This is a genomic window from Hyphobacterium marinum, assembly GCF_036330325.1.
Taxonomy (GTDB): Bacteria; Pseudomonadota; Alphaproteobacteria; order Caulobacterales; family Maricaulaceae; genus Hyphobacterium; species Hyphobacterium marinum.
The window spans coordinates 79490-102705 of record NZ_JAZDRO010000006.1 but is presented as its reverse complement, the minus strand read 5'-3'; the positions used below and the strand labels follow the sequence as shown (position 1 = coordinate 102705).

Below are 23216 nucleotides of genomic sequence, written 5' to 3'. Positions count from 1 at the left end.
GTCGCGCGCACCATAGGGTGAACGCCCGTCCTGTCAACGCGTTGGCGCGTCAGCGCCTATAGGCGAAGGGCGTTTCGTCCTCAAGGTCGGCATAGCGGTCACGCAGCCGCGTCTGCCGGCTTTCCATGTCCGTTTCCTCGCCGTCGACGAAAACATGGGTGGGCGCGCTCATGACTTCGAGCGGGTCGCCATCCCAGATAACGATGTCGGCGGCATAGCCGGTCGCCAGCGCGCCATAGCGGTCACCGACACCGTAGATTTCCGCCGGTGTCAGCGTGATCGCCCGGAAGGCTGCATCCCACGGCACGCCATGGGCCACGGCATTGCCGGCGTGCTGCGGCAGGAGCCGGGCATTGATGTACCCGTCTGCGGTGTCAGTCGTGTAGGCGACCGTCACACCGGCGGCATTGAGCCGTTGGGCCGCCGTCAGCGTCGAGCCAAGCGATTCGAACGAACCGGGCAGGTTGCGCATTGGATCGAGCAGGACGGGGATGCCGGAATCGGCCAGCTCATCGGCGACCATCCACGCCTCGGCACCGCCCCGGATAATCAGGCGGACCGCCCGATTGTCTTCCTGGAAACGGATCAGACGCAGGATGTCCGACGCCCGGTTGACCGTGACGACAAGCGGCATGCGTCCACGTACTACTTCGACCATCGCCGCCGCATCGGTCCGGCCCAGGGCCTCGCCCTGAGGACTGTTCAGATAGCGCCCGGGATAGCCGCGCGCATCAGCAAAGGCCGCTTCAAGGAAGGCCCAGGCCGCCGACCGGGACCCGCCAGCTGAATTGGCACCGGATTGGCCCATTTCGGCGTACATGAAGCTCTGGGTGTCAAACAGGGAGTCATATCCGCCGCCGGTATGGCCCAGGGCACCCTGACCGGCGATCAGATTGGCTCCGGTCGAAGGATAGACCGCATACCGTGTGACGCCTTCCATCCGGTTCACCGCCAAATGGCTGCTGTTCGGATTGAAACCGTCGGCGACATCGATAGAGGCCGAAAAGCTGGAACCGGAGGCGGCCGTATCCCGGGCCGAGCTCTCGGCACCGACTTCGACCAGGCCCAGCTGGCTGACAGGCGCGAAAATGCCAGGCGTGACCCATCCGCCGTTGGCGTCCACAGTGCGCAGACCTTCCGGCACGGCAAGGTCGGCGCTGACGCCGGTGATCTGACCGCCGCGAACCAGAACGGTGCCGTTCTCGATCACGCCATCGCCAGTATTGGTGATGACCCGTCCATTGATGATGGCGAAATCCTGCGCGGTGGCGGCCGGAATGGCGGCCAGGCCCAGCGCGGCCAGTGCGATAAGCATTCTCATCAGTCTTCTCCCTCACCTGGCAGGCCCAGCCGGAAATCACGAACCGTCTGACGCGTTTCATCGGAGCGGTCATAGAGAACCGCGCCATCGATGAAGACCTGGTCCGCAACGGCGTAGGTCGAATACGGATTGGCTGACCAGATCACGACGTCGGCGCGCTTGCCTTCTTCGAGCGAGCCGGTCTCGTCGAAAATGCCCAGCGCGCGGGCCGGGTTCGAGGACACCCAGGCCCAAGCCTCGGCCTCGCTGATATCAAGACCCATCCGGCGACCGTCAGACAGCGCCTTGGCGATCTCCTGGTTCAGGCGCTGTATGCCCAGCGAGTCATCAGAGTGGATCATGGCACAGGCCCCATTGGCGTGGGTCAGTGCCAGGTTTTCGCGAATGGTGTCATAGGCTTCCATCTTGAAGCCGCCCCAGTCGGCCCAGACCGCAGCGCAGATATCGGCGTCGGCCAGCAGGTCGGGTATCTTGTAGGCTTCGACCGCGTGGTGGAAGGCGGTCACCTGATAGCCGAACTCCTGGCTCATATCGATGACCTGGGCCATCTGGTCCGCCCGGTAGCAGTGCATCTGCACCAGGATGTCGCCTTCCAGTGCGCCCATCAGCGTGTCGAGTTCGAGGTCACGGGTCGGCGGATTATTGTTGTCCGGGTCGTCCCAATGCTCGTTCCAGCTGTCGCGATAATCGCTGGCGCGCTGCCACGCCGCGCGATAGCCGGCCATATTGCCCATGTCCGTCGCCGGGGACTGGTTGCGGCCACCATAGACGCGGGCCGGGTTTTCACCGCAGGCCATTTTCAGCGTGTAGGGCGCGTCGGGGAATTTCATGCCCTGCACCGTCCGCGAGGGAACATTGCGCAGGATAATGCCGCGGCCACCGAACAGGTTGGCTGAACCCGGCAGAACCTGAAGCGTGGTCACGCCGCCAGCCAGTGCGGCATCGAAGCCGGGATCCTGCGGCCAGACGCTGTGCTCGGCCCACACTTCTGCGGTGATCGGGCTGGTGATTTCATTGCCGTCCGAATGCGCGTCAGCGCCGGGCGAGGGATAGACCCCCAGATGTGAGTGGATGTCGATAATGCCGGGCGTGACGAAACGGCCCTGGGCATCGATGACGGTCGCACCGTCCGGTGCTTCGATATCGGTTCCGATGGCGGAAATCCGTCCGTCGACCATCAGCAGCGAGCCGTTTTCGATCCGCCCGCCAATCCCGTCGAGAATGGTCGCCCCGGTGATCAGGGTCGTCTCACCCGGCAGGGGCTCATAGGTTGAAGGATAGGGATCGGTATCGTGACGAACGAGATTGTCATTCCCGGATGATTCGGCCGTGCTGGATCCCTCTGCCTCTCCGCCGCCAGACGAATCGCTTGCCGGCTCGGCGTCCTCTGGCACGCCGTTGTTGCAGGCCGCCAAGAGCCCGGCCGCCGCGACAATCGCGGCCCACCTGTGCAGTCGTAACGTCATCGGATATCTACCCCATAATTCCCGCGGCACGGGGATGTGCCCCTTCGCGTATATTCAACACGGGGCAGGCGGGGTGCGTCAAACGTCGATTGAGCCGAACTGGGGCGCGTGTTCCTGGATGTACTGGAAGCGAAGTTCGGCCTTCCGGCCCATCAGTGTCTCGACCAGGGCTTCAAAACTCGGACGGGCGGCTTCCGGGAAAGTCACGCGCGCGAGCTGGCGAGTCTTGGGATCCATCGTCGTGGTTTTCAGCTGGGCGGGCGTCATCTCTCCCAGGCCCTTGAACCGGCTGATGTCGACCTTGCTCGACTTGAATTCCTGCGCGATCAGGGCGTCGCGGTGCGCCTCGTCACGCGCATAGGCGTTCTTGCCGCCCTGCGTCAGCTTGTAGAGGGGAGGCTGAGCCATGAAGAGCCGGCCCGATTCAATCAGAGCCGGCATGGCCGTGTAGAAAAACGTGATCAGCAGCGCCGCGATATGCGCCCCGTCCACATCGGCATCGGTCATGATAATGATCCGCTCATAGCGCAGGTCATCGAGGTTGAATTTTGATCCCGTCCCGCAGCCCATTGCCAGTTGCAGATCGGAGATCTCCTGGTTGGCCGCGATTTTGTCGAGACTGGCCGACGCCACGTTGAGGATCTTGCCCCGCAGCGGCAGAATGGCTTGTGTTTCCCGGTTGCGGGCCTGTTTGGCCGAGCCGCCGGCGGAATCGCCCTCGACCAGGAACAACTCGGTCCCGTCAGCATCCGCCCGGGAGCAATCCGACAGCTTGCCGGGCAGGCGCAGCTTGCGCGCCGCCGTCTGGCGCTTGACCTGTTTTTCCTTGCGACGGCGCAGCCGGTCCTCGGCGCGCTCGATACACCAGTCGATCAGGCGTTCGGCTTCCTTCGGTGAGCCGGCCAGCCAGTGATCGAACCGGTCGCGAACCGCCGTCTCGACAAGGCGCGCGGCTTCGGGCGTCGCGAGCCGGTCCTTGGTCTGGCCCTGGAATTCGGGATCATGGACGAAGACCGAGACCAGCGCGCCGGCGCCGCCCAGCACGTCGTCGGGGGTGATCAGGCCGCCCTTCTTGATACCCGCGATCTCGGCATAGGCGCGGACACCCTTGGTCAGGGCATTGCGCAGGCCCTGCTCGTGTGTACCGCCTTGCGGCGTCGGGACGGTGTTACAGAAGGACTGGGTAAATCCGTCGGCATCGCCAAAGCCGGTCGGCGACCACGTCACGGCCCATTCCACGCCGCCATGGCCGCTTTCCCGCTCGATCCGGCCGCTAAAGCTTTCAGCCGTGACGAGCGTCTTGCCCTTGACGATTTCGGCAAGCCGGTCGGCAAGCCCGCCCGGAAAGGACAGGACAGCCTCGGCCGGCGTCTCGGTACCCTCGACGAGTTCCGGCGCGCATTTCCACCGGATTTCCACGCCCCGGCGCAGGAAAGCCTTGGTACGGGCCATGGCGAACAGGCGTGCGGGACGCAGGCGGGCTTTCTCGCCAAAGATCTGCGGATCGGGACGGAAGCGGGCGCTGGTTCCGCGCCGGTTGGGGGCGGGGCCAACGGTTTCCAGTGGACCTTGCGGCAGGCCGCGCGAGAAGCTCTGGCGGTAGAGCGTGCGTTCGCGGGCCACCTCGACCACCAGCGAGTCCGACAGCGCATTGACGACCGACACGCCCACGCCGTGCAGGCCGCCGGCGGTCTTGTAGGCCTTGTCGGAGAATTTCCCGCCCGCATGGAGTGTCGTCAGCACGACTTCCAGTGCCGACTGGTCCTTGAATTTCGGGTGCGGATCGACCGGAATGCCCCGTCCATTGTCGGTCACGGTCACAAAGCCATCGGCATCCAGGCGGACCTCGATCCGGTCGGCCCAGCCCGCCACGGCTTCATCCATGGAATTGTCGAGCACCTCGGCGAAGAGATGGTGCATCGCGCGGTCGTCGGTGCCGCCAATATACATGCCGGGCCGGCGGCGGACCGCTTCGAGACCTTCCAGGACCTCGATATGTTCCGCGTCATAGCCGGTGCCCGACGGGGCGGCGGACTTGGCCGGAGACGGGGCCGGAGAGGGCGCAGCGTCCGGTTTGGCCGGGGCAGCGCCGAACAGGTCGGATTGGGCCGAGGGTCTGGTCATGATGGGAAGTCTGCCCGAATGAAACGATTCGGGAAAAGCCTATAGCAGCCAGAAACGGCCCCGGTTGAGCCGTCTTTCGCAGCGATCAAGCTGGGACTGATAGCGCGCGGCGTCCTGGGCAACGGTATCGGCGGCCCGCATCAGCCAGGCATGCTGCCGGTAGGTGCCGCGGTTATAGCCGCCATGGCCCTGGTGGTAGGCGAGATAGAGCGCGCGCGCATCGGTCGGGGCAATCCCGGAGCGTTGTCCGCTGAGATGGCCGTACCAGCCGACGAAATCGACGGCGTCTTCAAAGCTGTCGCGGTCCGCAAAGCGTTGCCCGGTGGCTTCCTGAAACTCATCCCAGGTTCCGTCGAGTGCCTGCGCATAGCCATAGGCCGAGGACGGACGGCTGCCGGGAATGAAGCCGAGCAGGCGACGCCGGGCCGGCCGGGCATGGGCATTGAAACTGGACTCGCGTTTCAGGATGGCAAGCTGGATCGCCGGCGAAATCCCCCAGCGTCGCTCGCTGCGCTGTAGGGCCCGCCACCAGGACCGGTTGTCCTCCAGGATTAAACAGGCATCAGCGGTCTGCTCGGGCGGGGCGTGACCGCACCCGACGGCAAACAGGCTCAAGGCCAGTATGGAGGTTCGAAACAGCCGCATGTCGCGGACAAATGTCCGCGAACACGGTTAACCAGCGGTTTCCAGTCAGTCCGGCCTAGAAGACGAGGCGCAGCACAAGGCGGGCCGTGTGGCGCACAAATCCTTCACGCAGGTCGGCGTCGTAGTCGAACGAGAAGGTCGAGTAGTCCGACCCGGCCTGCATCGCGAAGCCCAGAATCACACCCGAGCCGGGCAGGTCCTCGGCCTGGAAGGTGAAGGGATTGTTGTAGCCCACGAAACGCGCCGTGGTTTCCGAATCCACGCCGCCCAGCTCGTTGCGGTAACCGATCCGGAATTGCGGCGACCACCAGGCATCGGAGTCGCCATAGACCGCGCCGATCGTGAAGCTGGCCGTCGACGAGAAGGTCTGCGTTTCGCGGTCATCAACCAGGAGGTCAATGCCGACCCCGCCGCCGGTTTCCTCGTAGGAGCTTTCAAACAGGCGCAGATAATCAACCGAGATCGCCGGGCGCGCATACCAGCGGCCCATCTCCAGATCGCGGCCGAAGCGGGCCGAGGCGGCATAGTGATAGCCCGTCCATTCCGCTGTTGCGGTCTGGTCGAACGTGCCGATCAGGACCCGGCGTTCGGACTCAAAGCGATCAATACCGGCACCGGCGTAGAAATCACCGGTGAATCCGCCAGCCTCAAAGCCGCCATAGCCGCCGAACTGGGCGGTGAGGGCGGTCATGGGTTCGTCGACACCGTTGGATTCCGCGATTTCGCTGGCCGCGCCAACGAGGTTCAGGCCGACGCTGTAGAAGGGACCGGCCGGGCGGTCGATACCGGCGGCAACGCCGACGCCCTGACCGCGATAGCCCGGACCGAAGGCATTGGCTGCGCGGTCGGCGAAATAACCGAATTCCTGGACCCAGATACCGCCGGTCTGGTCCGGGCTGCGCCGGGCCGCATCGAGGCGGTTCGACAGGGCACCGATGGCGCTGTCATTGCTGGCGATGGCGAACTGGATCGCGCTGGCCGAATATTCCGGCAAAAGCTGGTCATAGGCCGAGAAGAAGTCCGCCGCCGTTGTCAGCCGCGCGAAGGCAGCGCCCAGCGCGCTATTGTCTTCCCAGGTCTGGAAGGCCGCGTTGTAGGCGGCCCCCTGATTGTCGTGCATGCCCAGCTCGCTCGCCGTGCGGCGGCGCATCGTCAGGACCAGCGTATTGGTGTCGTTCGGATCCCGCGACAGTGTCGACGAATACAGATACGGCGCGTCGGTGTTCTCAAGCTCGGTCAGCGCCTCGTCAATCACAAGCGTGCTGGCACGGAGCACGATATAGGATGCTCCGTCGCCGATCAGGTTGGACAGGGAGGCGGTGACACGAGACCCGGCCTGGAATGTCGCCGTGTCAGTGACATCGAGCAGCGGCGCGCCAGAGGGTGCCTGGTCGACCTGGAAAATCAGGCGTGATCCATCGCCGAAGCGCGCTTCGCGGATGGTGGCGGTTGCGGTGTTGAGGATTTCGAGGTCCCCGCCATCGGCCTGGATGGAGAGGTCGCCATCGGCATCGTGGATGGCGCTGGAAATCTGGGCCGTGCCGGACACCCGAAGCGTATCTGCGCCGGTCCCGAAATAGAGGTCGCCGTCAATAATGCCGGCTGAAGCATCAATCGTGTCGTCGCCCGATCCCATGCGGATATCGCCACGGACACCGGTCTGGGAATCGTCTTCAACGCCGTCAGCCAGCATCTGGCGATAGGTCACATCAATGGTCGAATTGCGCACATCAATGGCCGTGCGCTCGATCATTTCCTCCGGCGAGTCCGACCCGTCATCCGTCGTCGGGTCGAGCGCTCCACCGTTCTCGTCCCGCAGAAGTGCAGTGATAAAGCCGGTATTCTCGATCGTCCCGAGCGTGTTGGACTGATCGATAATGCCATAGGCACCACCACGGCCATTCGCCGTCGCAATGATGACGCTGTTATTGCGCAGGATCGGGGTGTTCGCGCCGGCCAGAATCACGATGGCACGGGCATCGCCATTCGTGCCGTTCATGATTGCCCGGATCTGCAGGTCGTTGCGGATGACCGGAATGATCGCACCGTTACCGAGCAGGACGGCGGTGGCATTGGCCGAGAAGGATTCCGCGGCAATTGTCCCGAGATTGTAGAGGCCGCCCTCCAGCGTCGTTGTGTAGAACACATTGTCGACCATGGCCCCTTCGATACGAAGGCCGGTCGACGTATTCCCGTCCAGAAAACCCGAACCGGTCACCGTGCCGCGATTCACAAAGCTGAACTGGAAAGCCTCTTCGGTCGAATCCTCGTCGTCCGGGTCGGCCGGAAGCGTCACAAGACCCAGCACGATATTGCCGGCTGTGCCGGTCGCAAATTCCGGTGAAATCCAGATGGCCGGTGCCGTTGTCCGCGCGTTGATGGTTGCGCCCTGGGTAATGGTCTGTCCGTTCGCCGAGGAGAACCCTTGTGAATAGAATCCACCACCCAGGCTGGCACCGATCTGGATTGCGGAGCCGGACAGGCGGATATCGTCCTCGTCAATGAAACGCGCGCCGATAACCGTCGGGCGGAAGGACACGCGGTAGGCCGAGGTGTCGACCGTGCCGCCGACGAAGAACATGCCGTCAATCGCCGAACCGACACGGATGCCGACACTGTCCACACCATTGGCGGTAATCCGGCCATTGTGAGTGAGGTCGCCGGTCAGGCCACCGCGGATGTCGATACCATAGGAGTAGTCACCCGTTATCCCGATTTGCCCGGCATTTTCTATGTTGCCATCGACAAGACCCATGGCCCGAATGCCGGCTGACTGGTTGCCGATAACAGTGATCACACCCGATCCGGTATTGACGATGTCGCCGGTAAACGTGCCCGGATCAATCAGGATCGCGACGCGGTTGGAACCGAACGCGGTCGGTCCATCCAGGTCGCCATCGCCGTCCTCGTCGGTCGGACCATCCGTGGACGACACGTTGATCTGCCCGGAATTGGTCACGCCGCCTGTCACGCCGTCATTAACCTGGATACCGACACCACCATCGGCACCGATCACCGAGATGTTGCCGCGGTTGTCAACGGTGTGGTTGCCGTCGACGATAACGGCTGGTCCGGGATCGGTATCGGCCAGCGTAACCCGGCCGGTATTGGTGATGATCAGATTGTCGCCATTGTCGCCCAGCGTCGACGTCCGGATCGGGTCCGTACGTTCGTCTGTCACTTCGGTATCACCAAAGGCCAGGGGCGCGCCCAGGAGGGCCGCGCTCAACGCGCTGGAAAGCAACAGACTTTTCCGCATGACAACACTCACAAACTGACAATCCGCTCGAGTCGAAAAAACCCGAGACAGCTATTTAGCCGAGTGGGTCCGCCACGTCGACCGTTTCCAGCGGCAAGGCGGCAGCGGAACCGGTGTTCCGCTGCCTCAAGCCCGCTAGCACTTGTAGTACATGTCGAATTCGACCGGGTGCGGATGCATTTCGTAGCGTTGCACTTCGGCCATCTTCAGCTCGATGAAGGCGTCGATCTGGTCGTCGTCGAACACATTGCCTTTCTTCAGGAAGGCGCGGTCGGCGTCGAGTGACTCCAGCGCTTCGCGAAGCGTCCGGCAGACGGTCGGGATGTCCCGCAGCTCTTCGGGCGGCAGGTCATAGAGGTCCTTGTCCATCGCGTCGCCGGGGTGGATTTGGTTCTCGATGCCATCAAGACCGGCCATCATCAGGGCCGAGAAGGTCAGGTAGGGGTTGCCGGCCGGATCCGGGAAGCGGGATTCAATCCGCTTGCCCTTCGGCGACGGCGTGTGCGGGATGCGGATCGACGCCGAGCGGTTGCGCGCCGAATAGGCCAGCAGGACCGGCGCTTCAAATCCCGGCACGAGGCGCTTGTAGCTGTTCGTGGTCGGGTTGGCGAACGCGTTGATCGCGCGGGCGTGCTTGATGATACCGCCGATGTAATAGAGGCAGGTTTCCGACAGGTCGGCATAACCATTGCCAGCGAAGGTCGGTTCGCCGCCCTTCCAGATCGACTGGTGGACGTGCATACCGGTGCCGTTGTCGTTCCAGACCGGCTTGGGCATGAAGGTCGCGGTCTTGCCATAGGCGTGGGCGACCATCTGGACGATGTATTTGTAGACCTGCATCCGGTCGGCCATCGTCGTCAGCGTGGAGAATTTCATCCCCAGCTCGTGCTGCGACGGCGCGACTTCGTGGTGGTGCTTTTCCGGCTCGAGACCGAGCTCGGTCATCACGGCCAGCATTTCGGAACGCATGTCCTGGGCGGAATCGATCGGCGGCACGGGGAAGTAGCCGCCCTTCGGTCCCGGACGGTGGCCCATGTTTCCGCCTTCCATCATGGTCGCGGAGTTGTAGGGGCCTTCGTCGGAGTCGATCGCGTAGCCGGTATCGTCCTGGCTGGTGGACCAGCGCACGTCGTCGAACACGAAGAATTCAGCTTCCGGGCCGATATAGATCGTGTCGCCGATACCGCTGGATTTCAGATAGGCCTCGGCCTTCTTCGCGGTGGTGCGCGGATCGCGGTTGTAGCTTTCGCCCGTCATCGGATCGAGCACGTCACAGAACAGGAACATCGTCTTGTTCTGGAAGAAGGGATCGATCGGCGCGTAATTGGCGTCCGGCTTCAGCGTCATGTCGGATTCGTTGATGGCTTTCCAACCATCGATCGAGGAGCCGTCGAACATGATCCCGTCCTCGAAAAAGTCGTCATCGACCATCGAGACATCGAAGGTGACGTGCTGCATTTTCCCGCGCGTGTCGGTGAATCTCAGATCCACGAACTCGACGTCTTCGTCTTTGATCTTCTTGAGTACCTTGTCGGACATTTTAGGAAGGGCTCCTGTTTGAGCGTTGGTGGTGGCGGGAGTAGGCAGCGGTCACAAGGCGTTGTCGTCGGTCTCGCCAGTGCGGATGCGGACCGCGGCATCCACCGGCGAAATGAAGATTTTGCCGTCACCGATACGTCCGGTGCAGGCGGCGGTCTGGATCGCCTCGACGATGGCCTCGACACGGGCGTCGGTGGCGACCAGTTCGATTTTGATCTTGGGCAGGAAGTCGATGACATATTCGGCACCCTTGTAGAGTTCCGAGTGTCCCTTCTGGCGTCCGAAGCCCTTGGCTTCGATCACGGTCATGCCTTGAACCCCGATATCCTGAAGCGCATCACGCACGTCATCGAGCTTGAAAGGCTTGATAATGGCTTCGATTTTTTTCATCCCACCCCGGTGCGTGTTTGACGATCCGGGTTGGGAGACGACAGAATCCGCCCGGATGAAGAGAACGCAGGTGCAGCATTAAACGATTCCGAATCAAAATGGCGCCCGTCAACGCAGAAATTTTTTCCGTGGACGCCATCAGGCGCGCCGACGCGTTTGCGATCGCGAACGGCGTTGACGGCTGGACGCTCATGCAGGCGGCCGGTCAGGCCGTCGCGCAATCCATCGCCCAGCGATGGTCGAAACGGCCGGTCCGGGTGTTGTGTGGCCCGGGCAATAATGGCGGCGACGGATTTGTTGCCGCTGCAGCGCTGCGGGAGAAGGGCTGGCCGGTTCGCGTTTTCCTGCTGGGCGATGCCGCAAAACTGACCGGCGATGCGGCCAGGGCCTATGCGCACTGGGGTGATCCTGCCGAACCGCTAGAGAATGCCCGGCCGGATGAAGCAGGGCTGGTGATCGACGCCCTCTTTGGTGCGGGCCTGGCCCGGCCGCTTGAAGGCCAGGCTGCTGAATTGTGCACTGCAACCAATAGCGCCAGAGCGGTTTGTGTCGCGGTTGATGTGCCCAGCGGTCTCGACGGCGACCGGGCGCAGGCGGACGGCGCTGTATTCAGGGCGGACCTGACCGTCACCTTCCATCGCCCCAAACCCGCTCACCTTCTCGAGCCGGGGCGCGGCCAGTGCGGAGAGATTGTTTGCGTCGACATCGGCATTCCGGATGGCTGGCGCGCTGAGATTGAGCCGGTCGGCGATTATAACACGCCGGACCTTTGGCCTGACCTGCCTACCCGCCCGGATAGGCAGACCCACAAGCACGGGCGCGGCCGCCTGGCCGTCCTTTCCGGTGGCCCGTCCGCGACGGGAGCTGCGCGCCTCGCCGCGCAGGCAGGGCTTCGCGCCGGGTCCGGTCTGGTCACGGTTCTGAGCCCGAAGAATGCGCTCCTGGTCAACGCCCAATCCCTGAGCGAGGTCATGGTGCGCGGCTTTGATGGCGTGGAAGGGTTCCTCGCCGGGCTGGATGGCCTGCGGGCGACCGCCGCCGTGCTCGGGCCGGGGGCAGGCGTGGGTGAGGGGACACGAGAGCTCGTCATCGCCGCTTTGTCCCGTTCACCAGCGCTGGTCCTTGATGCCGATGCGCTGACGAGCTTCGAGGGCGAGACGGACCATCTGTTTTCGCACCTGCGTCCCGGCGATGTCCTGACACCTCATGCGGGTGAGTTCGCACGCCTTTTCCCCGATCTGGCTGAAGCCCCAATCAACAAGATCGAAGCCGCCCGCACCGCGGCGGAGCGGGCAGGCTGTGTGGTTGTCTTTAAAGGCCCGGACACGGTCATTGCCGCACCGGACGGTCGCGTCCGGGTCAACACCCACGCAACCCCGGCGCTGGCGACGGCTGGGACAGGCGATGTGCTGGCCGGGATAACCGGCGCTTTCCTCGCCCAGGGTACCGATGCGTTCGATGCAGCCAGCGCGGCGGTCTGGCTGCATGGCGATGCCGGTTTGCGCGCCGGGGAGGGGCTGATCGCGGGCGATGTCATCGCGGCCTTACCCAACAGCTTCGCGGCGCTACGCAGGCGGCGGCGGACGGATGCCGCCCGGTCCGCGTTGAAATGACATTCGGGCGGGCGCGAATCCCGCTACCGGGGTAAGGATCAGGATCGAGACGCTTGGGACCAAGAGGGCGGGCCGCGCCATGACCGAGAAGAAACCGCTGACGCCGATTGAACGCGACGCGCTGGAATTTCATGCCGAACCCGTGCCTGGGAAAATTGCGCTCGCGCCGACAAAGCCGATGGCGACCCAGCGCGATCTGTCGCTGGCCTATTCGCCCGGTGTTGCCGCGCCGGTGAAGGCGATCGCCGAGGACCCGGAAGCGGTCTACGACTACACCTCCAAGAGCAACATGGTCGCCGTCGTCTCGAACGGCACGGCCATTCTGGGCCTGGGCAATCTCGGGCCCCGTGCGTCCAAGCCGGTGATGGAAGGCAAGGCCGTTCTCTTCAAGCGCTTTGCCGATATCGATGCTTTCGACATCGAGGTTGACTACACCGACCCGGACAAGTTCGTGGACTGCGTCGCCGGGTTTGGCGACAGTTTCGGCGGCATCAACCTGGAAGACATCGCCAGCCCGCACTGTTTCGAGATCGAGCAGCGCCTGCGCGAGCTTCTGCCCATTCCCGTCTTCCATGACGACCAGCACGGCACCGCGATCATCGCGGCCGCCGGTCTGCTCAACGCCTGCGATCTGACCGGTCGCAAGATGTCTGAGCTAAATGTTGTCCTGTGCGGGGCCGGGGCGGCGGGCCTGTCGGTGCTCGACCTCATCCAATCCATGGGCGTTGATCCGGACAAGGTGCTCGTCGTCGACAAGGACGGTGTCGTCCATGATCGGCGCAATGATCTCTATCCGCGCCTCGCGACCTACGCGAAGAAGACCGATCTGCGCACGCTGGAGCAGGCGATGAAGGGCGCGGACTGTTTCATCGGTCTGTCGGCGGGCGGCATCGTGACCGGCGAAATGGTCCGCTCGATGAATGCCGAACCGATCATCTTCGCGATGGCCAATCCCGAGCCGGAAATCCGGCCCGAAGCGGTTCTGGAAGTCCGCAAGGACGCGATCATCGCGACGGGGCGCTCGGACTATCCCAACCAGGTCAATAACGTCCTCGGCTTCCCCTACATCTTCCGAGGCGCATTGGACGTGCGCGCGCGAACGATAAACGAGGAGATGAAGATCGCCGCGGCCAAGGCGCTCGCTGATCTCGCCCGTCTCGACGTGCCCGACGAGGTCGCCGCGGCCTACAAGTCCGGGCGGATGCAGTACGGCAAGGACTACATCATCCCGACGCCCTTCGATCCGCGTCTCATTGGCCATGTCCCGCCCTTCGTGGCGCGTGCGGCGGTGGAAAGCGGTGTCGCCCGCATCGAGGCCAAGGACGACGAGAGCTACCGCCATTCACTGGCGCGCCGGGTCGATCCGACAGCGGCCCTGCAACAGCGCGTAACCGCCGCGATCCGGGCCGACCAGAAGACCATCGTCTTTGCCGAAGGCGAAGCACCGTCTGTGATCCGCGCGGCCCATGCCTTCCAGAACCAGGGATTGGGCAAGCCCATCCTCGTCGCCCGCGAGCAGATCGCCCATCAGAACATGCGCGAACTCGGCATCCCCGAGGACGCGCTGGAGATTTGCAATGCGCGCCTGTCAGACCACAATTACGACTATGCGAAATTCCTCTACGAGCGGCTCCAGCGCCGGGGTTTCCTGAAGCGCGATGTGCAGCGGCTGGTCAACACCAACCGGAATGTCTTCTCCGCCCTGATGGTCAAGATGGGCCACGCCGACGGCATGGTCTCGGGTGTCACGCGCCACACCAACACGGTGATGAATGATGTTCGCCTCGTACTCGACCCGATCGAGGGCGGGCGTATCGTCGGGATCAATGCCGCGATCTCGCGCGGGCGGACGCTGCTGATCGGCGACGTGGTCGAGACCGAGTTCCCGACACCGGACGAGCTGGCTGACATCGCCGAGGAAATGGCCGCGACCGCGCGCCGCTTCGGACTGACGCCGCGTGTGGCCTTCCTCTCTTATTCCTCGTTCGGCAACCCGCCGGGCGAGCGGACCGAGAAGATGGCCGGGGCTGTCCGTGTGCTCGACGCGCGCGGCGTGGACTTCGAATACGAAGGCGAGATGGCCGCTGACGTAGCGCTCAACCCCGAACACAAGGAACTTTATCCGTTCTCGCGCCTGACCGAGCCAGCCAATGTCCTTGTCATGCCGGCAGTGCATTCCGCCTCCATCGCGACACGGCTCCTGAAAGCCGCCGGTGCGGCGACCGTGATCGGCCCGATCATCGTCGGGCTGGAAAAGCCGGTTCAGATCACAAGGCTCGGCGCGTCGGTCTCCGACATCGTCAACCTCGCCGGGCTTGCCGCCTTCGATCCGTCGGCGGCGGGGTTGAAGACGAACTAGCGTTCTATTCACAGGCGCACACGGGCCAAACGCCCTTTCGTGATGCGCGTGTGATCGAACCACCCTATATGGTCACCCCAACGCACAGAGGGGACTGACATGGCCGGACGCGCCAGCCGCGACATGACCGAGGGACCGGTCTTCGGACACATCATGCGCATGGTCATCCCGATGAGCTTTGCCATCGTGGCGATGATGCTGACCGGCATTGTCGATGCCTACTGGGTGGGGCGGCTCGGTACGGCCCAGCAGGCCGCCGTGCAGATGAGCTTCCCCGTCTCCATGCTGATGATGAGCGTGGCCATCGGGCTGGGAGCCGGGGCGGTCTCCGCCGTCTCCCGCGCGGCGGGCAAGAAGGATTTCTCCTCGGTCCGGCGCATCGCCACCGACGCGCTGACCCTCGCCCTCCTGATGGTCGGGGCGGTCTCCATTCTCGGCATTCTGCTGGTTGAGCCGCTCTTCCGCGTCATCGGCGCAACCGAGACGATGATGCCGCACGTGACCGACTACATGACGGTCTGGTTTGCTGGCAATGTGCTGATCGTCGGCCCGATGGTGGCGAGCAACGTCCTGCGCGCCATCGGCAATGCGGTCGTCCCCTCGATGATGATGATCATCGCCGCGGTGGTGAACCTCATCCTCGATCCGTTTTTCATCTTCTCCGAAGTGCCGTTCGTCGGCCTGCCGGGCCTCGGCTGGGGCGTATCGGGTGCGGCTCTGGCGACGGTTGCGGCCAACGCCGTCACTTTCCTGCTGGTCGGCTGGTATCTCGCCTTCCGGGAAAAGCTGATCGACTTTTCCTGGCCGGGCTTCAGCGAGGTCTTCCACCACTGGGGCGAGATCGCGCGCGTCGGTATCCCGGCCTGCATCTCCAACACCTTCAATCCGCTTTCCATGGTCGTGGTCATGGGCGGATTCGGCATGGCGCAGTTCGGTGACGCGGCGGTCGCCGGGGTCGGGGTCGGGGGACGGCTGGAAGCCTTTGGCATCGTCCCATTATTCGCGCTCTCGGCCTCCATCGGGGCGGTGGCGGGGCAGAATGGCGGTGCGGAACTGACCGACCGGGTCCGGCGCGCCTTCCTGACGAGTTTCGCCTTCTGCCTGGGGTGGGGTCTGCTCGTCGCCCTGGTCCTGATCGTGGCGCAGGGACCGCTGGCGGCGTCCTTCCTGCCCAGCGCGGCAGGGCAAGAGGTGGCGCGCCTCTATTGGATGCTGGTGACGCTGACGGTCTTTGGCTACGGCATCACCATTGCCGCGAGCGCCGGGTTCAACGGGCTGGGGCGGCCCTCCTACGGTGTCATGATCACATCGAGCCGGGCGATCATGGTGATCGGCTTCTCGATAGCCGGGGCCTTCATCGCCGGCGGCCCCATCGGCGTGATCGCCGGTCTGGCTGTCGCCAATCTCCTGTCTGGTGTCGGCACGGCGGCCTATGTGCTGACCCGCGCGCCGATGACGGCCAAGGCGGGCAAGGGGCGCAAGGTTCCTAAACCGGTCGACAAGGTCGATGCCCCGGCCTGATCAACGAAAAAGCAATCCTGATTGACTTGTGCTGCGGCCAGGCAGATGCTCGGCTTTATGGCTTGCAACTCGATACATGCGCGCGGCTTGTCCCGCATTGATGAGGGTCTGCTTCTCGTAAGCAGTCAGCCCCGGGCCTAGCCGATTCCGGTCAGGTGCCGGGGTCAATTTCCGCCACAGATCACATTCCATCCCGACAGATATCGCTTGCGCCATCTTGATGGCCGCAACGATCCGTCACTGCTTTCGAGAGTCCCATGCGCGCCAATCCCGCCGTTTATGTCACCCGTTCCGATTATGACCAGCTCTCCGGGCTTGCTGCCCGTGATTCCGCCGCATCCTTTGGCGCAGCACTGCTCGGTCAGGAGCTTGACCGGGCAATCCTTGTGCAAACCGGTTCCAGCCGGTCATTTGTGCGTCTGAATTCGACCGTCACCTATCTGGACATGCGGACCGGCCGCGAAAGAGTGGTCAGGCTGGTCCTGCCTCAGGACGCCGATATTGATCAGGGCCTGATCTCGGTCCTGTCTCCGGTAGGTGCTGCCCTGCTCGGTCTGGTGCCAGGCCGGGTCTTTGGCTGGGAGGATGACCGGGGACGGTCCTGTCTGATCCGTATTGTCTCGATCGACTGACCCGCAATTCGCAAGCTCACCGCCGCTCCAGAATGACCGCCAGTTCCGGCTTCCCGTTCAGCGACGGGTGCGGGTAGGAGGCCGGGCTGGTCTTCGGCCAGGTCCAGCGGTCGGCCGGGAACAACGCGCGCATCGCGTCCAGTGAACAGCCATAGGGCGGACCGCCGCGCTCCGCCTTCTGCATGAAGAGGGCAAAGAGCTGTCCGCCGGGCTTCAGCCAGGCGTAAACGGTCGCCTCGTATTCGGTGCGCAGGCGGGGCGGGATGGCACAGAGGAAGGTCTGCTCGTAAACGCCATCGAGCGGCGCGTCCGGCCGCCAGGCCAGCACATCGCCTTCAAAGAGCGTGGCGGTGAGATCGCATTCCTCCAGCCGCTTTCGCTGCCAATTGATCGCGGTCGTCGAAAGGTCCGCGGCAATCGTCGCGATGCCCGCATCGGCGAAGGCGGCGACTTCCGGCGCGCGCCCGCAACCGGGTACGATCACCGAGTCGAGCCCGTCGAACGCGCCCGAGGCCTGCCAGTCGACAAAGGCCGGATGCAGGCCGGGCCGTTCCCACGGCGTTGAGTCTTCGACAAAGCGTTGCTCCCAGTCGAGGGCGGAACGGGTCTCGTCAGTGGTCATGGGCGTGAACGCTTCCGGCACGGGGAATTCCGTTTGCCTCTACATAGGAGCCTGCTATCACGCCGTCACGCGGGATGTGTGCCTTGCGCACCATCCCGGCGCGATGCGGATGTGGCGGAACTGGTAGACGCGCTGGATTTAGGTTCCAGTGGAGCAATCCGTGGAGGTTCGAGTCCTCTCATCCGCACCATAACTCCGCACCTGCCGCGCCTGCCCGTTGCGCGCGGGGAATCGCCGTGACATAACGCGCGCTCTTTCAACCGGGGGCGCACACCACCCGCCCGAAACGCATGACTTAAGGCCGATCGATGAACGTCACCGAAAAGAAGTCCGAAGGCTTGAGCCGCACCTTTGAAGTCACCATTCCTTCCAAGGATTTGCAGGCTCGCCTGACCACCAAGATCGAGGAAATCCAGCCGCAGGTCCGCCTGAAGGGCTTCCGTCCGGGCAAGGTGCCGGCCTCGCATATCCGCAAGGTGTTCGGCGAATCGATCCTCGGCGACGTGCTCGACGAGATGCTGCCCGAAACCGTCAAGTCGGTGATGGACGAGCGCAAGCTCGAAGCCGCCTCCCAGCCCAAGCTGGAGGTCAAGACCGATCCGAAAGGCGCGATGGCGGGCGAGGACTTCGAATTCGAGATCCAGGTCGACATCATGCCGGAGTTCGAGGCTGCCGATCCGGCCAAGCTGAAACTGACCCGTCCGGTCGCCGAAGTCGGCAAGGACCAGATCGACGAAGCGCTCGCGAACCTTGCCAAGGAAGCGCGCTCCTACAAGGAAAAGACCGCCAAGACGGCCAAGGCCGAAGAGGGCGATGTCGTGGTCATCGACTTTGTCGGCAAGATCGACGGCGAAGCCTTTGACGGTGGTTCGGCCACCGATTCCCGCGTCGCCATCGGCGACGGGGCCTTCATCCCGGGTTTCGAGGAGCAACTCGTCGGGGCCAAGAAGGGTGAAGAGCGCCAGCTGAAAGTGACCTTCCCGAAGGATTATGGTGCCGAGCACCTGGCCGGCAAGGAGGCCACGTTCGACGTCACGGTGAAGTCCATCGAGGCTCCCACCGAGACCAAGATCGACGACGATCTGGCCAAGAATTTCGGTCTCAGCTCGCTCGACGAACTCAAGAACGCGCTCAAGTCCCGGTTCGAGAAAGAGCACAGCCAGCAATCCCGGATGAAGGTGAAGCGCGATCTGCTCGACCAGCTCGACGCCGCGCACAACTTCGACCTGCCGCCGGGCATGGTCGACCAGGAATTCGAGACCATCTGGCGCGAAGTCAGCCACGCGATGGAGCACGGCCACCTCGAGGACGAGGACAAGGACAAGTCCGAAGACGAGCTGCGCACCGAATATCGCGGCATTGCCGAGCGCCGTGTTCGCCTCGGCCTGGTCCTCGCCAAGATCGGCAAGGGCTCCAAGGTCGAAGTGAGCCAGGAAGAGGTCGCCCGCGCGATCAATGCCGAGGCCGGCAAATACCCCGGCCAGGAAAAGCAGGTCGTGGAATACTTCCAGAAGAACCCGAACGCCGTCGCCCAGATGCGCGCGCCGATCTATGAAGAGAAGGTCGTCGATTACATCATCGAGCTGGCGGACGTGAAGGACACCAAGGTGTCGCGCGACGCGCTGTTCGCCGAGGACGAGGAACCGAAAGCCAAGGCCTCTGCCAAGAAAGCGCCGGCCAAGAAGGCGGCTGCGAAAAAGGCTCCGGCCAAGAAGGCCGCTGCCAAGTCTGACGACGCCAAGCCGGCCGCCAAGAAAGCCCCGGCCAAGAAGGCCGCCGCGAAAAAGGCTCCGGCGAAGAAGGCACCTGCCAAGAAGGCCGCTGCGAAGAAATCCTGATCCTTTGCAGGTTCAGAACAATATCACGAGCGGGGCGGTCATCGGCCGCCCCGTTTCGATTCACGGTATGGCTGACTCGACCGGTAGGTCGGCACCGTCCGAGGCGAGTGCTTCGATGATGTGCCATAGACTGTTGGGATCGCTAGAAAGCTGACGAGCAAGTTGAGATAGCGCTTCGCATTCCAGCTCGCCGTCGGAATCAGGCAGTGCAGCCAGCAGCGTCTCCGCAAGGCCGAGGTAGATCGCTGCCGTCGTTGATTGGTCAAACGGCAAATCGCTCCTGTGTGCATCAAGAAGCCGGGCGAGCGTCTGATCCGAGAAAGGGGCCGCATCCTCAGCCTCATCGTCCGACTCAAAGGCGATGGAAGAAGGAGGGTGAGCGTGCCGCGGCAATTCTCTGGTCGTCACAAGGGTTGCACAATATCCGACCAGATAGGCAGCGACTTCTTCCTCTATCGTCCCCACATCGCGAAATGCCGACTGGTCAACTGCCCAGCGATGAAAAGTTTCGTGCGCGGACGTGCGAGCGATCCTCGCGATAAGGTGATCCGAATCTGCGTGAAATGCGATCGGTAGTCGCCACGGATCCCCCCGGCGGCGCAGCCCGCGATCGACCCTTGAAAATCCGGCTCCACCATCAATCAGGTAGAGCGTGACGTCCATTGGCGGAGCCTGTTCCCCCGTGCAGAACGTAAATCCGCGATTCAAAACCTCTTGAATGGATACGGCGGCATTTACCGTGAGGCTGCGGTCCTCAGAGCTGTGGTTTAACTCCACTTCCGCAGACGGGCGGAACGAGACCGGAATTTCGGTGGCGGGCCGGATTGTCTGCAAGTGGCCGGGAAGGACGACCCCAGCTGACCAGATGACGCCCAGGGGCGACTGAGTATGTTGAAAAGAGTGTCCTGAGGCGTGCTGCGCCGTGATCGGCATGTCGGGGGTTGCGCAAGCGGCCAGGGCGAGTGCCGAAAGGACGGCCGCCGGTTTCCAGGCGGCCATCCCGGCATACTGACTAGCAGATAACGACGTAGGGCTGTCCTTGCTCACACTCGTTGATCCACATCTCGCCATCGGACGCGACAAGTGATCCATCATATTGAACGCTTATCAAGAAGGTGTTGTAGCCTTCCTCTGTGCTGAGCGGACCGGAATAGAGCTCGAAATCTGCCGATGCGGCACCTTGTGCATTTACAGCCGCCCAGGAATTGACGGCATTGGGATCACTCGGCGTGATGACATTGCCCGAACGCGACCAGCCGAACGTCTGAGAGGCGACTAGGCCGCCACTTGCGTTGCGGGCATGAACCGTGATCGAACCCGACTGTGGGACGCTGACGCTTGAGCCATCAAGGTGAAACGACAGCAAGTTCGCGTCGATGCCCTGTAGGAGCGGATTTGGCTCGACATATTCGGGTTGATCTTCGCCGCCCCAGGTTCCTCCCACTGTGCCACGGGTGACAGTCTCGTCCGTGCAGCCTTGTTGACCGCACGTTTCCGTTCTTTCGACCTCAACTTCCCAATTGACCGACGTGCACCCATGCAAGCCAGCAATCGCCACTGTCCCTACCAATAAAACGATACGCCGCATGTCCGAAATCTCCCGATATAAAACACGCAAAGGTAGAGTATAGACAACTTTAGCGCAAGCTGCGAAAGGCGTCGCACAGTCGGATGTCTTGCGCGGGGCGTTTTCGCTTCCGATAGTCCTGTTCGCCACTCGTTAAGTGAATCGGTCTTCTGTCCCCGGCCGAACCCACAGTCATTTCCATCCGGAGCGCGTTACACGATGAGAGATCCCGAAGACGTCATGATGAACCTCGTCCCCATGGTGGTGGAGCAATCCAGCCGGGGCGAGCGGGCCTACGACATCTATTCCCGCCTGCTGAAGGAGCGCATCATCTTCGTTACCGGTCCGATCGAGGACCACATGGCGACGCTCATCATCGCCCAGCTGCTGTTCCTGGAATCGGAAAACCCGAAGAAGGAAATCGCGATGTACATCAACTCGCCGGGCGGTGTGGTCACTGCGGGCCTGGGGATTTACGACACGATGCAGTACATCCGCTCGCCGGTCTCGACCTCCTGCATCGGCATGGCGGCCTCGATGGGCTCGCTACTGCTGGCCGGGGGCGAGAAGGGTATGCGGTCCGCCACGCCGAACGCCCGCGTCATGGTTCACCAGCCCTCGGGCGGTTTCCGCGGTCAGGCCTCGGACATAGAGCGGCATGCCGAGGATATCCTGAAGCTGAAGCGCCGCCTCTACGAAATTTACGTAAAACACACCGGTCAGGACTACGATACAGTCGAACAGAAACTGGATCGCGATACCTTCCTGTCCGCCGATGAAGCCAAGGATTGGGGCCTCATCGACCACGTGTTCGAGAAGCGGGAAGGTCTCGAGACGCCGAAGGAGTAGGGTGGCATTACGGTTAACCGCGCTTGATCGTTGCGCCCGCAATGTGGTCGTATGCGCAGGCGCGGAAACCTTTCGCTAAACTCCGGCCCTGATCCTGCATGGGTTTGGGGCCGAAGCGGAGGGCAGCGTGCCGCGCAAGTGTGAGGGAAGGCAGTCATGAGCAAATCATCCGACAGCAGCGGAGGCGGCGACGCCAAGAACACGCTCTACTGCTCATTCTGCGGCAAGAGCCAGCATGAGGTCCGCAAGCTGATCGCGGGCCCGACCGTGTTCATCTGCGATGAATGCGTCGAGCTGTGCATGGACATCATCCGCGAGGAGAACAAGTCCACCCTCGTCAAGAACAAGGAAGGCGTTCCGACCCCGCAGGAGATCAACCAGGTCCTCGACGACTATGTGATTGGTCAGGCGCGCGCCAAGCGCGTGCTCGCCGTGGCGGTCCACAACCACTACAAGCGCCTCAACCACGCCGCCCAGAACCAGGACGTGGAACTGGCCAAGTCGAACATCCTGCTGATCGGCCCGACCGGTTGCGGCAAGACGCTGCTGGCCCAGACGCTGGCGCGCATCATCGACGTGCCCTTCACCATGGCCGATGCGACCACGCTGACCGAGGCCGGCTATGTCGGTGAGGATGTCGAGAACATCATCCTGAAACTGCTGCAGAGCGCGGACTACAATGTCGAGCGCGCCCAGCGCGGCATCGTCTATATCGACGAGGTCGACAAGATTTCGCGCAAGTCCGACAACCCGTCGATCACGCGCGACGTGTCAGGCGAGGGCGTCCAGCAGGCGCTTCTGAAGATCATGGAAGGCACGGTCGCATCCGTGCCGCCGCAGGGCGGCCGCAAGCATCCGCAGCAGGAATTCCTGCAGGTGGACACGACCAACATCCTCTTCATCGTCGGCGGCGCGTTCGCCGGGCTGGAGAAAGTCATTTCCCAGCGCGGCAAGGGCTCGGCCATCGGCTTCGGGGCCGACGTGCGTGAAACCGACGACCGGCGCACGGGCGACATCCTGAAGGAAGTTGAACCCGATGATCTGCTGCGCTTTGGCCTGATCCCGGAATTCGTCGGCCGTCTGCCGGTCATTGCGACTCTGGAAGATCTCGACGAGGGTGCCCTGATCCAGATCCTGACTGAGCCGAAGAACGCGCTCGTGAAGCAGTATCAGCGCCTCTTCGACATGGAAGGCGTGGGCCTGACCTTCAACGATGAAGCGCTGAAGGCCATTGCCCGCAAGGCCATTGCCCGCAAGACGGGGGCCCGTGGCCTGCGCTCCATCATGGAAGGCATTCTTCTGGAGACCATGTTCGAACTTCCGGGCCTGGAAGGCGTGGAAGAGGTCGTGGTCAATGGCGAGACCGTAGAGGGCAATGCCAAGCCGCTCTACATCTACGCCGAGAAGAAGAAGGCCGAACCGCGCGCCGAGCCGCGTTCCAGCGCCTGACCTTGACGCGCGGCGGCCTGAT

Annotated in this window: 17 protein-coding genes and 1 tRNA gene; 8 read left to right on the top strand and 10 right to left on the bottom strand. The window is 63.1% G+C overall.

The features are described from left to right. Nucleotides 1–49 precede the first annotated feature (49 nt). From V0U35_RS12970 to V0U35_RS12940, 7 genes are all read right to left on the bottom strand, one after another. On the bottom strand, nucleotides 50–1321 hold the full coding sequence (locus tag V0U35_RS12970) for an amidohydrolase family protein (RefSeq protein WP_330197158.1): 1272 nt from the start codon (nucleotides 1319–1321) through the stop codon (nucleotides 50–52). Further along, nucleotides 1321–2787 carry an amidohydrolase gene (locus V0U35_RS12965; RefSeq protein ID WP_330197157.1) on the bottom strand — a complete coding sequence of 489 codons (1467 nt, stop codon included), beginning with the start codon at nucleotides 2785–2787 and terminating at the stop codon, nucleotides 1321–1323. Before V0U35_RS12965 ends, V0U35_RS12970 begins: the two co-directional genes overlap by 1 nt. Nucleotides 2788–2865: 78 nt before the next feature. Continuing rightward, the gene (gene parE / locus V0U35_RS12960) at nucleotides 2866–4911 is read right to left on the bottom strand and encodes a DNA topoisomerase IV subunit B (RefSeq protein ID WP_330197156.1); all 2046 of its coding nucleotides are present in this window, start codon (nucleotides 4909–4911) and stop codon (nucleotides 2866–2868) included. A gap of 39 nt (nucleotides 4912–4950) precedes the next feature. Further along, complete coding sequence (locus V0U35_RS12955) at nucleotides 4951–5556, bottom strand: transglycosylase SLT domain-containing protein (protein ID WP_330197155.1); 606 nt, start codon at nucleotides 5554–5556, stop codon at nucleotides 4951–4953. A 55-nt stretch (nucleotides 5557–5611) separates the two neighbouring features. After that, entirely contained in the window at nucleotides 5612–8815 is a 3204-nt protein-coding gene (locus tag V0U35_RS12950; protein ID WP_330197154.1) for an autotransporter outer membrane beta-barrel domain-containing protein, read from the bottom strand. A 135-nt stretch (nucleotides 8816–8950) separates the two neighbouring features. Continuing rightward, nucleotides 8951–10354, bottom strand: coding sequence for a type I glutamate--ammonia ligase (glnA, locus tag V0U35_RS12945; protein ID WP_330197153.1), 1404 nt, complete (start codon nucleotides 10352–10354; stop codon nucleotides 8951–8953). A gap of 51 nt (nucleotides 10355–10405) precedes the next feature. Next, entirely contained in the window at nucleotides 10406–10744 is a 339-nt protein-coding gene (locus V0U35_RS12940) for a P-II family nitrogen regulator (RefSeq protein ID WP_330197152.1), read from the bottom strand. Nucleotides 10745–10872: 128 nt separating this feature from the next. On the opposite strand from V0U35_RS12940, the gene V0U35_RS12935 reads away from it, so the two are divergent. The 4 genes from V0U35_RS12935 to V0U35_RS12920 all read left to right on the top strand — a co-directional run bounded on the left by V0U35_RS12935 (nucleotide 10873) and on the right by V0U35_RS12920 (nucleotide 16869). Further along, a complete protein-coding gene (locus V0U35_RS12935) occupies nucleotides 10873–12357 on the top strand; it encodes an NAD(P)H-hydrate dehydratase (RefSeq protein ID WP_330197151.1) in 1485 nt (494 codons plus the stop codon). A gap of 79 nt (nucleotides 12358–12436) precedes the next feature. After that, nucleotides 12437–14716 (top strand): NADP-dependent malic enzyme, encoded by a 2280-nt coding sequence (locus V0U35_RS12930; RefSeq protein WP_330197150.1) that lies wholly within the window; start codon nucleotides 12437–12439, stop codon nucleotides 14714–14716. Between the two features lie 99 nt (nucleotides 14717–14815). Beyond that, entirely contained in the window at nucleotides 14816–16237 is a 1422-nt protein-coding gene (locus V0U35_RS12925; RefSeq protein ID WP_330197149.1) for an MATE family efflux transporter, read from the top strand. Between the two features lie 257 nt (nucleotides 16238–16494). After that, a complete protein-coding gene (locus V0U35_RS12920) occupies nucleotides 16495–16869 on the top strand; it encodes a GreA/GreB family elongation factor (RefSeq protein WP_330197148.1) in 375 nt (124 codons plus the stop codon). A gap of 16 nt (nucleotides 16870–16885) precedes the next feature. On the opposite strand, the gene V0U35_RS12915 is transcribed toward V0U35_RS12920, so the two are convergent. Beyond that, nucleotides 16886–17491, bottom strand: coding sequence for a methyltransferase domain-containing protein (locus V0U35_RS12915; protein WP_330197146.1), 606 nt, complete (start codon nucleotides 17489–17491; stop codon nucleotides 16886–16888). Between the two features lie 105 nt (nucleotides 17492–17596). Here V0U35_RS12915 and V0U35_RS12910 point away from each other — a divergent pair. Both V0U35_RS12910 and tig read left to right on the top strand, forming a co-directional pair. Next, a tRNA-Leu gene (locus V0U35_RS12910) sits at nucleotides 17597–17681 on the top strand. A gap of 118 nt (nucleotides 17682–17799) precedes the next feature. Next, the gene (tig, locus tag V0U35_RS12905; RefSeq protein WP_330197145.1) at nucleotides 17800–19329 is read left to right on the top strand and encodes a trigger factor; all 1530 of its coding nucleotides are present in this window, start codon (nucleotides 17800–17802) and stop codon (nucleotides 19327–19329) included. A gap of 60 nt (nucleotides 19330–19389) precedes the next feature. Here tig and V0U35_RS12900 read toward each other — a convergent pair whose 3' ends face one another. Together V0U35_RS12900 and V0U35_RS12895 are read right to left on the bottom strand one after the other, a co-directional pair. After that, nucleotides 19390–20376: a hypothetical protein gene (locus V0U35_RS12900; protein WP_330197144.1), complete on the bottom strand. Its 987-nt coding sequence runs from the start codon at nucleotides 20374–20376 to the stop codon at nucleotides 19390–19392. Continuing rightward, entirely contained in the window at nucleotides 20342–20917 is a 576-nt protein-coding gene (locus V0U35_RS12895; protein ID WP_330197143.1) for a hypothetical protein, read from the bottom strand. Before V0U35_RS12895 ends, V0U35_RS12900 begins: the two co-directional genes overlap by 35 nt. Nucleotides 20918–21115: 198 nt before the next feature. On the opposite strand from V0U35_RS12895, the gene V0U35_RS12890 reads away from it, so the two are divergent. Together V0U35_RS12890 and clpX are read left to right on the top strand one after the other, a co-directional pair. After that, nucleotides 21116–21745: an ATP-dependent Clp protease proteolytic subunit gene (locus tag V0U35_RS12890; RefSeq protein ID WP_330197141.1), complete on the top strand. Its 630-nt coding sequence runs from the start codon at nucleotides 21116–21118 to the stop codon at nucleotides 21743–21745. Nucleotides 21746–21901: 156 nt separating this feature from the next. Continuing rightward, nucleotides 21902–23194 (top strand): ATP-dependent Clp protease ATP-binding subunit ClpX, encoded by a 1293-nt coding sequence (gene clpX, locus V0U35_RS12885; RefSeq protein WP_330197140.1) that lies wholly within the window; start codon nucleotides 21902–21904, stop codon nucleotides 23192–23194. The last annotated feature ends 22 nt before the right edge of the window (nucleotides 23195–23216 follow it).